Raw genomic sequence first — 10,864 nt, 5'->3', positions numbered from 1 at the left:
TGGCAGAGCCGTGCCGCTCCTGTTGCAGCCGGGGTGGACCTGGGCACTACCAGCATTAAATGGGGATTTGCCCATGACCGGTGCGGTCCAAGCACAGGTACTGTATTAAATCCCCAGATGGGAGCCGGCAGCGAAGTCATGTCCAGGCTGGCTTATGCCCAGGAAAGCCGGGAACACTTCCAGCAGCTGCAGGATCTTCTGCTGGAAGAGGTCCAAAGAATTCTCGAGCTTTCCCCTGACAGCATCCCGGCTGCAGTCACGGGCAATCCGGCCATGATCCACCTGCTGCTGGGCCTGGATATTTCCGGGCTGGCCAGTCATCCATACCGTCTGGGCGGCCCGGCCGGAGACTTTTTTACCCTGCCGGGAATCAGGCAGAGGGTTTTTATCCCCCCCCTTATCTCGCCCTTTGTGGGAGCAGATATATCCAGCGGTCTTACCTGCCTTATTCTCCAGGAAAAGGCAACTTTTCCATTTTTGTTTTTTGATCTGGGCACCAACGGGGAAATGGTGCTGGGGTTTGGCCCGGACAAGTACTTCTGCACCAGTGTGGCCCTGGGCCCGGCCCTGGAAGGAGTGGGGCTCAGATTCGGCAGTGCCTTCGGCGACGGTGTAGCCTCGGGATTTGACTTTACCCAGAAAGGAATCAGGCCGGACATTGCAGACTGGAACGGCCTGGTTTCAGGCAGCGGCTACCTGTCCCTGGCCAGCCTGTTGCTCAGGCTTGGATGCATGGATATCCATGGCGGTTTCAAGCGACCTGACACCAGGCTGGCAGAGAAGATACAGGTACAGGACAACAGGGTGCTCCTGGGAGACAGCTTTTTTCTGGGGGGCAGGGACGTGGAAGAAATGCTCAAGGTCAAGGCTGCCTTTACCCTGGGCCTGGAATATCTCCTGGAGAAGACCTCCATGTCCATGGACCAGGTGCCCCGGATATACATGGCCGGGGCACTGGGAGAGCATTTCAGACTTAAGGACCTGGAGGAACTGGGATTTCTGCCCAGGGGAGCTTTTCAAAAGTGCAGGGTGGCGGGCAACACTGCCCTGAAAGGGGCGCTCATGCTGGCCAGGGACCAGGCAGCCAGGAACTGGGTGCAAAAGCTGCCCCAAAAGATGCACAGCCTGCCCCTGGCCGAGGACCGGGATTTTTTCAATACCGGTTTTTTCAGGCACATGCGTTTCCAGTTCACTCCTGCCAATCAGGGATAAAACAACTTTTTACCCATTTTGAGTTTGACTCGATCTGGGTAAAAAGTTGCTGGGCCTTATATTAACGGCGTACTTTCATCCTGTATATAATCCCTCAATCCCCCAATCCCTTAATCCCTTAATCCCTTAATTCCCTGATTCCCAATTCCCTTAATCTTTCTGTTTACCTGCGTCCGCCTCCGCCTCTGGGAGGTCCGCCGGAACGGCCGCCACCGCCGCCTTTTTTGGGTCCGGGCCTGGAAGCTGAAGACAGGTCAAAGGTCTTGCCCTGCTCTTCCATGAGTACGGCCATGCGGCTCAGGCGCACCTTGCCCCGGTCATCGATCTCGATGACCTTGACCTTGATCTTGTCCCCGATATTGACCACGTCAGAGACCTGTTCCACTCTCCCGGTATCCAGCTGGGATATATGCACCAGTCCGTCCAGTCCGGGCAGGATCTCCACCACTGCCCCGAAATCCAGAAGCCTGGTGACTACGCCTTCGTAATCTCTGCCCAGTTCGGGCTTCTGGTTGTAAAAAAGGATCATTTCCTTGGTCTTCTGCAGAATTTCTTCCGACGGGGCGAAGATGGATATCTTGCCGGAATCCTCGATGTCTATGGAAGATCCGGTTTCCGCAGTTATGGCCTTTATGTGCTTGCCTGAAGGGCCTATGACGTCCTTTATCTTGTTGGTGTCCACCTGGATGACTTCCATTTTGGGAGCAAAAGGAGAGAGCTCTTTTCTGGGCTTGTCTATCACCTGCTTCATCTGGTCCAGGATGTGCCTGCGTGCTTCCAGGGCCTGATCCAGGGCCTGATGCATGATTTCCCCGGAAATTCCCGAGATCTTGATGTCCATCTGTACAGCAGTAATGCCGTCATAAGAGCCGGCCACCTTGAAGTCCATATCTCCCAGTTGGTCTTCGGTACCCAGGATGTCTGTCAAGACAATGTATTCGTCTTTTTCCCGGATAAGTCCCATGGCTACTCCGGCCACAGGCTCCTTTACAGGTACACCGGCATCCATCAGGGCCAGGGTTCCTCCGCATACCGTGGCCATGGATGATGAACCGTTGCTGTCCATGATTTCCGATACCAGGCGAATGGTGAAGGGAAAATCTTCGGAAGATGGCAGCACGGGCTGAATGGCCCGTTCGGCCAGGACTCCGTGTCCGATTTCCCGCCTGGAAGGACCGCGCAGGAACTTTACCTCGCCCACACTGTATGGAGGGAAATTGTAGTGCAGCATGAAGCTCTTGCTGCTGTCTCCGGCCAGGGTCTCGATGTGCTGGATGTCGGTGGAACTGCCCAGGGTGGCTATGGTCAGGGCAGTGGTTTCACCCCGGGTGAACAAGGCCGAACCATGTGTCCGGGGCAAAAGCCCCACTTCGATGCTCAGCGGACGGACGGTCCTTAAATCCCGTCCATCGATGCGGATCTTTTCCGTGCTGATTTTAGCGCGTATGATTTTTTTCTTCAGGTCTTTGAAAATATCTTCGAACTTTTCCAGCCTCTGTGATTCCAGGCCCAATTTTTCCTGCAAAGAGGCCTGCACACGATCCTTGACCACTGATGTGGCATCCTTTCTGGCCATTTTCCCCTGGGTTTCCAGAGCCCGGGCCAGGTCGTCGGCGGCCATTTCTTTGACCATCTCTTCAAGCTCAAGGTCTCTTTCCGGCTCTGCCGGAATTTCCATTTTTTCCCGGCCGCACTGGCTGCGCAGTTCCTCCTGGCTGTCCAGGATGGGTATCACCTGCTGCCCGGCCCAGTCTATGGCTCGGGCCACGATGTCTTCAGGCACAAAGTCGGCAACCCCCTCAACCATGACCACCCCGTTGCGGGTGGAAGCCACCATGAGGCTTAGATCGCTCTGGTCCAGGAGCTTGAGGCTGGGGTTCAAAATGAATTCGTCATCTATATAACCCACCCGGGCTCCGGCCAGGGGGCCCATAAACGGGATCTTGGACATGTGCAGGGCGGCCGAAGCGCCGCTGATGGCCAGTATGTCCGGATCATTCACCGGGTCTGCCGAAAGCACCGTGGCCATGACCTGGACTTCGTCAGAGAATGTTTCCGGAAAAAGCGGCCTTATGGAGCGGTCAATGAGCCTGGAAACCAGGGTCTCACGTTCGCTTGGCCTGCCGATTTCCCGGCGGAAATAGCTTCCTGGTATCTTGCCGGCAGCGTAGGACATTTCCTGGTAATTGACCGTCAACGGAAAAAATCCGGGGTTGTTCTCCATGGGCTGGGTGACTGCAGTAACCAGGACCACTGTATCTCCGCTCTGCACAAGAACCGAGCCGTGGGCCTGGTTGGCCATTTTGCCGGTTTCGAAATTAATCTTGCAGTCGCCGGCAACAGAGGTGATCTTGGTACTATTAAATTCTTTCAGCATAATTTTTATCTATCCTTATGTAAGTATTTGCATTTCAGCAGATGCCTCGTGTCCGGCTCTGCCTTAGCATGGCTGTCGGGTTTACGGTGCGTCTATGTATTGTTGCCGGTACTTTAATTTTATACGCCGGGATGCCTGTATACACTGACGCACCGAAAACCGGGGTTTGCCGGGATTATTTCCTGAGTCCCAGCCTGGAAATAAGCTGTCGGTAACGCTCTACATTTTTTTCCTTGAGGTAAGTAAGCAGCTTTCTTCTTTTGCCCACCAGCTTCAAAAGACCTGTACGGGAATGAAAATCCTTCTTGTGGGTCTTGAAGTGTTCCGTGAGATACTTGATACGTTCAGTAAGCAGAGCGACCTGGACTTCAGGCGAACCAGTGTCGTTTTCGTGCTGTTTAAATTCCTCAATAATCTTGGATTTGTCCTTGGGTTCCATGACCACAGCTGTATCCTCCTTGAATTGAATAATAAAGAATCAAGTCCACAATCCCCTGATTATGGACCACATCAACCGGCCATCCGTTTTCCGGGCCTCGGCCAGGGCCAGCGAAGAGCCGTCCATGGAAAGAAGAAGTGCCCTTGGATGCTGTCCATCAACTGTCCGGGGCGCATTTCTTGCTTCAATGGGGCGGCCGTTGCGCACGAACGCTTCCTGCTCAGGGTCCAGCCTGACATGCTCCCAGTGAGACATGGCCCGGGGGATGGGCAGCAGGTGTTCGTTTAGATCCCTTGCTTCCATGAGGGTGTCCAGGTCCACGGCCTGGTCCAGGGAAAAGGGATGGCTTTTTTCCCGGACAAGCTCTGCCAGAGCCGCGCAGCATCCCACGCGCATCCCCAGGCTGTGGGCCAGGGACCGTACATAGGTGCCTGCGGAGCAGGTTATCCGGAATTCCACCAGGGGCGGTTCTATATTTAGAACCTGGGCCTGGTAAATATCTATTTCTTTAGTCTTGCAGGGGACCTCTTGTCCAGCCCTGGCCAGGGCATAAAATGGTTTTCCCTGGTGCTTGGCTGCAGATACCGCTGGTACAGGCTGTTCTTTGAGGTCTTCCCAGGACTTTATTTCCCGCTCTATAGTCTCCGGGGAAACCTCGGAACAGTCCTTTTCCTCCAGCACGGTTCCCTGCATATCGTATGTATCTGTGCTGACTCCCAGGCGGATAACCCCCCAGTACGTCTTGCGGCCTTCAGTGATGTAGGGAGCCAGTTTGGTGGCCTGTCCAAGCAAAGCCACCAGTACACCCCTGGCCATGGGATCCAGGGTGCCGGCGTGGCCCAGCTTTTTCAGCTTGAAGCGCGATTTTATTTTGTTCAGACAGGCAGTGGAAGTAGGACCCTCCGGCTTGTTCAGGACCATGACTCCGTCTGGATGAAAGGCCTTGGAGGACCTGGGACCCGGGCTCATTGTATAGACCTGCGGGCACCGGCGATAACCATTTCACGGGCCTCCTGCAAGGGTGCATTGATTATGCCCCCGGAGGCGTTTTTGTGTCCTCCACCACCCAGATGCGATGCAATCCTGCTTACATCGTCTTGTCCGGCACTGCGCAGGCTCATCTTGACACCACCTTCGTCATCCTCGCGCAGGGTACAGGCCACCTTTACTCCGCTGACCTTGAGGAGCATGTTGACCAGGCCCTCGCAGTCCTCTGGTCCGGTACCGGTGTTTTTGAGCATGTCCTTAGTGATGCAGATGATGCCGATACGCCCGTTGTCAACGAATTCCGAGCGCTGCAGGGCCAGGCCGTGCAGACGGATTCTGCCCACTGACCACTGGTTGGTGATGAGGGGATTGATCTGCCCGGGATCCAGGCCCTGACGGACCATCTGGGCGGTCACCTCCAGGACACCGGGTGTTGTGTTGCCGAAGCTGAAAAATCCTGTGTCCGAGACAATGGCCAGATAAATGCCGTGGGCCAGGGGACCTTTTAGTTCCAGGTCCAGTTGCCTGGCCACCAGGGACATCATTTCCCCCACAGAGGAGAACCCCGGGTCCACCCAGTTGATGGACCCAAAGTCCGGATTGTCCGGGTGATGGTCGATATTTATAGTGGGCACTTGGTTGATCCTGTCGGCAATGTATTCGCCCGGACGTTCCGGAGAAGCGCTGTCCAGGACCACAATCCAGTCAAAATTGTTGTCCGGCGGCCTGTTATGTATTTTTGCCGGCAGGTCCAGCCAGGTGTATTTTCCCGGCAGACCGCTTTCGTTGTACAGAACAAATTTTTTGCCCAGGCTTTTGAGTATATGCCCGGCTGCAGACATGGAGCCTATGGAATCACCGTCCGGCTTTACATGCGAGGTTACAAGAAAATTGTCCCCGGTTTTAAGTGCCCGGGTGAGTTCACTGGGAACGGGAATCATACACCATCTCCTGCAGATATGTATCCCACTCGAACCTGAGTTCCGGGACGTAGCGCATTTTAAGATTCTGGCCCAGGCTGGACCTTAAAAACCCCCGGGCGCTTCCCAGGGCCTTTTCCAGTTCCGGGGAGGGGCCCTGGATATGGGTGTACATGACCCGGGCAATGCTCAGGTCTTTGTTCATGAGCACCCCGGTGATGGTCACCAGGTTCAGGCGCGGATCCCGGGCTTCCTCCACAATGATCCTGCCCAGTTCGCGCATGATGCTGTCGGCCATCCGTGTGGCCCGTCTTGATGTTGCAGGCTGCATAGCTATTTAAAAAACCTCTATTTTCACTTCCTGCAGATCGTCAGTGGACATTGCTTCCACCATCTGCAGGGCCTTGTTCAGTATTTCCTCAACCCGGAGCTTGTCGTTGGCCAGGGTGACCATGGCTATTTCCAGGTGGTCCAGGCTGTTTTCCGAGCCTATTTCAGCCACGGCCAGGTTGAACTTGTTTTTGAGTTTCTGCTTCAGGCTGCTGCTGATTTTGCGTTTGGCCTTGAGCGAAGTTATTCCGTGCAGGCGGATATTTATATAAAGTGTTCCAACCATCATTATACTGCCCCCTGCCCACTGACTTCTGCCCGCTGACCTCTGACTTCCGTTCTATGACTCAAAGCGTGGCCTTTTCCTCACGCTCCTGGTAGGCCTCGATGATATCCCCAACTTTGATGTCATTGAATTTCTCCAGGCCAACTCCGCACTCGTAGCCCTTGGTCACATCCTTGACGTCTTCCTTGAATCTTTTGAGGGAACTTAAGTTGCCGGTGTAGACCACCACGCCATCGCGCACCAGGCGGGCCTTGCCGTTGCGTATGAGCTTGCCGTCCATGACCATGCATCCGGCTACCATGCCCACTCTGGGCACGCTGAAGGTCTGCAGCACCTGGGCCTGGCCCAGATATTCCTCCTTGATGATGGGGTCCAGCATGCCGGCCATGGCGTCCCTGATGTCGTTTACCAGGTTGTAGATGATATCGTAAAAGCGTATTTCCACGCTTTCCCTTTCGGCTACTTCCTTGACCCTGGGAGTCGGGCGGACATTGAAACCGATGACGATGGCCGAGGAGGCCGAAGCCAGCATGATGTCCGACTCGGAGATGGACCCTGCGCCGCCGTGGATGATGTTTATCTTTACAACGCTGGTGGACTGCTTGTTCAGGGCTTCGGTAATGGCTTCCAGAGAGCCCTGCACGTCCGCCTTGACCACCAGGTTGAGCTGATGCGTCTCGCCTTCCGCCTTGGAAGCCAGAAAGCTCTCCAGGGTTATCTTGGATTCTTTGGCCAGGTCCTTGTCCCTCTGTTTGGTCTGTCTGGCTTCAGCGATGCGTCTGGCCACCTTTTCGTCCTGGACCACTACGAATTCGTCCCCGGCCTCGGGTACCCCTTCCAGGCCCTGGATTTCCACAGGTACCGCCGGACCGGCCTGGTCGATTTTCTTGCCCTTGTCATTAAACATGGCCCTGACTTTGCCATGATACAGGCCGCAGACAAAGGCGTCTCCGTGTTTCAGGGTGCCGCCCTGTACCAGCACTGTACCCACTGCGCCGCGGCCCTTGTCCAGCCTGGCCTCCACGATATGACCCACTGCATACTTGTTGGGGTTGGCATGCAGCTCCAGGACTTCAGCCTGAAGAAGGACCATTTCCAGGATCTCATCTATGCCGGTGCCCTGCTTGGCCGAGACATGGGTATAGATGGTGTCTCCCCCCCAGTCTTCGGGAACAAGGCCCAGTTCGGACAGTTCTCTTTTGACCCGGTCCGGATCAGCGCCTTCCTTGTCTATCTTGTTTACCGCAACCACGATGGGGACCCCGGCGGCCTTGGAGTGGTTCACAGCTTCCCGGGTCTGGTCCATGACCCCGTCATCTGCCGCCACCACCAGGATGACTATGTCCGTGACCTGGGCTCCTCTGGCCCGCATGGCAGTAAAGGCCTCGTGTCCGGGAGTGTCCAGAAAGACAATGTCTCCCCGGTCGGACCCCACGTAGTAGGCCCCGATATGCTGAGTGATCCCTCCGGCTTCTCCGGAAGTAATCTTGGATTTGCGTATGGAGTCCAGAAGCGAGGTTTTGCCGTGGTCCACGTGGCCCATGATGGTCACCACCGGGGGCCTGGGCAGGAGATCCTCGGGCTTGTCCGCTTCTCTGGGGATAATGAATTCATCTTCGGAAAAACCGGTTTTCTCTACCTCGTAGCCGTGTTCTGCAGCGACAATTGAGGCCGTCTCCAGGTCTATGGACTGGTTGATGGTGGCCATAATGCCCAGTCCCAGCAGGGTCTTTATGAGATCCTGGGCCTTGATGCCCATCTGCTTGGCCAGGTCAGAGACCCTGATGGCCTCGTCGATGCGGATTTTCTTCTTGGCCGCCCTGGTGGGCTGCACCGTCTCCTGGACTTTGGGCTCGGGCCTGGGTTTTCTGCCGCGGCCGGGCCTTGCCTTGCCGCCGGTCCTGTCTGCTACAGGAGAAGTTTTTTGCTTTTTGAATCCGGTTTTGGCCTGTCGTTGATCAACGCCTTCCTGCTGCAGGCTGTCAAATTCCACAACCCGCTTGTCTTTTTTGTCCTTTTTCTTCCTGCGTTTCTTCTTGCCGTCCTTGGAGTCGTCATCAGCTGCAGGGGCTGCGGGGGGGGCAGCCTTATCCGGTGCAGGTTCCGTGACTTCAGGCTTTGCAGGTTCGGGAGTTACCGTTGTCCTGGGCTCGGCTTCAGGCTCGGGCCTGGAAATGACCTTTACCTTGGGTTCTTCCGGGGGGGCTTTCTTTTTTCTGGCCCCTTTTCTGGGCGGCCGGTCACGTCTGGCTTCTTTGTCCCGGGCTTCCTCAGGTGCTGCCTCCTGCTTATGCTGGTCGGCTGCATCAGGTTCCTGCGTGACCTCCTGTTTCTGGACCTGATCCCCGTCTTCTGCGGCCGGTTCCCGGGCCGGGGTTTGCTGCAGGTGTTCCTCTGGAGCTTTTGCATCCACAGGTTTTTCAGGTGCGGCAACAGTATCCTGTGTCACTGCTTCTGCTTCCTCTGCTTCCGGTTCAGGTGCAGGCTCAGGCGCAGGCTTTTTCCTTCTTCTGACAATGACTCCGCTCTTGGCCCTGCTCTGGGAGACACCCTCCTGTGCTGCGCTCTTGTGGCGATCACGCACAAGATCCACCTGTTCTTCTGTAAGTCCGCTCATATGGCTTTTGACAGGGATGTTCAGCTCTCGCAGGAGCCCGATCAGTTCCTTGTTGGAAATCCCCAGTTCCTGGGATACATCTCTTACTCTCATTTTAGTGGTCATTGTCCTTCCCTCTCTTGCACTTATGCCTCCAGCCCCTGAATCTGGCTAATTTGCCTGCGCATTCCGGGCTCTTGCAGGTGTAAAATCCCCGTCCAGGCATTTTCTTTCCTGGATCCGGCTGAAGTCCCTGTTCCGGATTGGCGGGGCAGACATAACGCTCAAGGTCTGCCTTGGGTTTTCTATCGCGGCAGACAACGCAGGTACGCACTGGAACATGCTTTGTCCCGGCCATGTCCTGGTCCGGCAGGGGGTTATTCTTGATCATTTTGCTCCGGTTTCTTTTCCTGGAGAAGGGGTTCTTCTCCTGTCAAATTCAATTTTTGAGGGCCAAGGAAGTTTATGGCTCCTTTCAGGCTTTCCAGGTTTTCATCGCTTAAGTCCAGCTTCTGTTTTAATTCCTCGTCCGTGGACTGGACCAGGCTGTCCAGGCTGTCGAAGCCCTCCCGGTTGAATTCGCTTATGGAGATGCCGGCGGCACTGGCCAGCTGCTCCATCACCTGGTGGTGCTCATAAACTTCATTGTACCTGGATTCTGTGTACACGTCGATTTTCCATCCCAGCAGGCTGGAGGCCAGCTTGACGTTCTGGCCTTTCTGCCCGATGGCCGGGGTAAGCTGATCGTCAGGGACAACCACCTCCAGGGATTTTTCATCCTCGTCCACGGTGATCCTGGTGATTCGGGCCGGAGACAGGGCGTTGGCCGCGTAAGTGGCGATGTCCGGGCTCCAGATGACGATGTCTATGCGCTCGCCCTTGAGTTCCTGGACTATGTTGTGGATGCGCGAGCCCTTGACTCCCACGCATGCGCCCACCGGGTCCACGTCCATATCCTTGGTCATTACCCCCACCTTGGCCCTCTTGCCGGGGTCCCGGACCACGTTCATGATTTTGATGGTTCCATCGGATATTTCCGGGACCTCCCGCTTGAAAAGGCTGATGAGATATTCCGGGTGGGATCTGGAGACGATAATCTGTGGAGTCCTGCTTTCGCGGCGAACATCGATGATATAGGCCTCCACCCGGTCTCCCCGGTGAAATCTTTCTTTGGGGATCTGCTCATCCCTGGGAAGCAGGGCCTCGGTGCGGCCCAGGTTTATAATCCAGCCGGCCCGGTCCCGGCGCTGGATGATGCCGCTTATGATCTCGCCTATGCGGTCCTTGTATTCCTCGTAGATGATTTCCTGTTCGGCATCGCGCATCTTCTGCATGAGGACCTGCTTGGCGGACTGGGCAGCGATGCGGCCCAGGTCCTTGACATTCAGGGTAAAGCCCAGTTCGTCCTCGAGCTGGACATTGGGATCATGTGCTTTGGCGTCTTCCAGCAGTATCTCGTTGTTGGGGTCTCCAATCTCGTCCACCACCACCTTGAACTGGTAAACCTCTATCTCCCCGTTGTCCTCGTTGAAGTTGACCTCGATATCCAGGTTGCTTCCGTACTTCTTGTAGACCGACGAGCGTACGGCCTCTTCCAGGGTATCCACCAGCATGTCCCTGTCAATGCCCTTGTCCTTGCTGATCTGGTCTATGATTTTTTTAAGTTCCAGGCTCATACGGCCTTCCTCCATTATAATAAATATCCAAAAATAACAAT

At 55.5% G+C, this 10,864-nt stretch carries 10 protein-coding genes; 1 reads left to right on the top strand and 9 read right to left on the bottom strand.

Annotated elements, in window-relative coordinates:
- A partial coding sequence (locus tag D5S03_RS07375) for an ASKHA domain-containing protein (RefSeq protein WP_287043258.1) occupies positions 1-1,212 on the top strand: 1,212 nt, incomplete at its 5' end.
- Between the two features lie 163 nt (positions 1,213-1,375).
- On the opposite strand, the gene pnp is transcribed toward D5S03_RS07375, so the two are convergent.
- From pnp to nusA, 9 genes are all read right to left on the bottom strand, one after another.
- Positions 1,376-3,589 carry a polyribonucleotide nucleotidyltransferase gene (pnp, locus tag D5S03_RS07370; RefSeq protein ID WP_287043256.1) on the bottom strand — a complete coding sequence of 738 codons (2,214 nt, stop codon included), beginning with the start codon at positions 3,587-3,589 and terminating at the stop codon, positions 1,376-1,378.
- 175 nt (positions 3,590-3,764) lie between these two features.
- Positions 3,765-4,028: a 30S ribosomal protein S15 gene (gene rpsO, locus D5S03_RS07365; protein ID WP_435050720.1), complete on the bottom strand. Its 264-nt coding sequence runs from the start codon at positions 4,026-4,028 to the stop codon at positions 3,765-3,767.
- A gap of 39 nt (positions 4,029-4,067) precedes the next feature.
- Positions 4,068-4,997 (bottom strand): tRNA pseudouridine(55) synthase TruB, encoded by a 930-nt coding sequence (gene truB, locus D5S03_RS07360; protein ID WP_008869393.1) that lies wholly within the window; start codon positions 4,995-4,997, stop codon positions 4,068-4,070.
- On the bottom strand, positions 4,994-5,956 hold the full coding sequence (locus tag D5S03_RS07355; RefSeq protein ID WP_287043253.1) for a DHH family phosphoesterase: 963 nt from the start codon (positions 5,954-5,956) through the stop codon (positions 4,994-4,996). Before D5S03_RS07355 ends, truB begins: the two co-directional genes overlap by 4 nt.
- On the bottom strand, positions 5,937-6,266 hold the full coding sequence (gene rbfA / locus D5S03_RS07350) for a 30S ribosome-binding factor RbfA (protein ID WP_008869391.1): 330 nt from the start codon (positions 6,264-6,266) through the stop codon (positions 5,937-5,939). The genes D5S03_RS07355 and rbfA overlap by 20 nt, the downstream gene beginning before the upstream one ends.
- 6 nt (positions 6,267-6,272) lie before the next feature.
- The gene (locus D5S03_RS07345) at positions 6,273-6,554 is read right to left on the bottom strand and encodes a DUF503 domain-containing protein (RefSeq protein WP_008869390.1); all 282 of its coding nucleotides are present in this window, start codon (positions 6,552-6,554) and stop codon (positions 6,273-6,275) included.
- Positions 6,555-6,612: 58 nt separating this feature from the next.
- Positions 6,613-9,273 (bottom strand): translation initiation factor IF-2, encoded by a 2,661-nt coding sequence (gene infB / locus D5S03_RS07340; RefSeq protein ID WP_287043252.1) that lies wholly within the window; start codon positions 9,271-9,273, stop codon positions 6,613-6,615.
- A complete protein-coding gene (locus tag D5S03_RS07335) occupies positions 9,263-9,538 on the bottom strand; it encodes a YlxR family protein (protein ID WP_287043251.1) in 276 nt (91 codons plus the stop codon). The genes infB and D5S03_RS07335 overlap by 11 nt, the downstream gene beginning before the upstream one ends.
- The gene (gene nusA, locus D5S03_RS07330) at positions 9,525-10,823 is read right to left on the bottom strand and encodes a transcription termination factor NusA (RefSeq protein WP_287043249.1); all 1,299 of its coding nucleotides are present in this window, start codon (positions 10,821-10,823) and stop codon (positions 9,525-9,527) included. The genes D5S03_RS07335 and nusA overlap by 14 nt, the downstream gene beginning before the upstream one ends.
- Between the last annotated feature and the right edge of the window lie 41 nt (positions 10,824-10,864).

The organism is Desulfonatronospira sp. MSAO_Bac3, assembly GCF_003838035.1.
GTDB classification, from domain to species: domain Bacteria; phylum Desulfobacterota; class Desulfovibrionia; order Desulfovibrionales; family Desulfonatronovibrionaceae; genus Desulfonatronospira; species Desulfonatronospira thiodismutans.
Note: the sequence above shows the minus strand (reverse complement) of the source record. Positions and strands in the feature narration are given on the sequence as shown.

Coding starts and splice junctions, on each gene's coding strand:
- infB (WP_287043252.1), bottom strand. CDS start 9,273: ATGACCACTAAAATGAGAGTAAGAGATGTATCCCAGGAACTGGGGATT.
- pnp (WP_287043256.1), bottom strand. CDS start 3,589: ATGCTGAAAGAATTTAATAGTACCAAGATCACCTCTGTTGCCGGCGAC.
- rpsO (WP_435050720.1), bottom strand. CDS start 4,028: ATGGAACCCAAGGACAAATCCAAGATTATTGAGGAATTTAAACAGCAC.
- truB (WP_008869393.1), bottom strand. CDS start 4,997: ATGAGCCCGGGTCCCAGGTCCTCCAAGGCCTTTCATCCAGACGGAGTC.
- D5S03_RS07345 (WP_008869390.1), bottom strand. CDS start 6,554: ATGATGGTTGGAACACTTTATATAAATATCCGCCTGCACGGAATAACT.
- D5S03_RS07355 (WP_287043253.1), bottom strand. CDS start 5,956: ATGATTCCCGTTCCCAGTGAACTCACCCGGGCACTTAAAACCGGGGAC.
- rbfA (WP_008869391.1), bottom strand. CDS start 6,266: ATGCAGCCTGCAACATCAAGACGGGCCACACGGATGGCCGACAGCATC.
- nusA (WP_287043249.1), bottom strand. CDS start 10,823: ATGAGCCTGGAACTTAAAAAAATCATAGACCAGATCAGCAAGGACAAG.
- D5S03_RS07335 (WP_287043251.1), bottom strand. CDS start 9,538: ATGATCAAGAATAACCCCCTGCCGGACCAGGACATGGCCGGGACAAAG.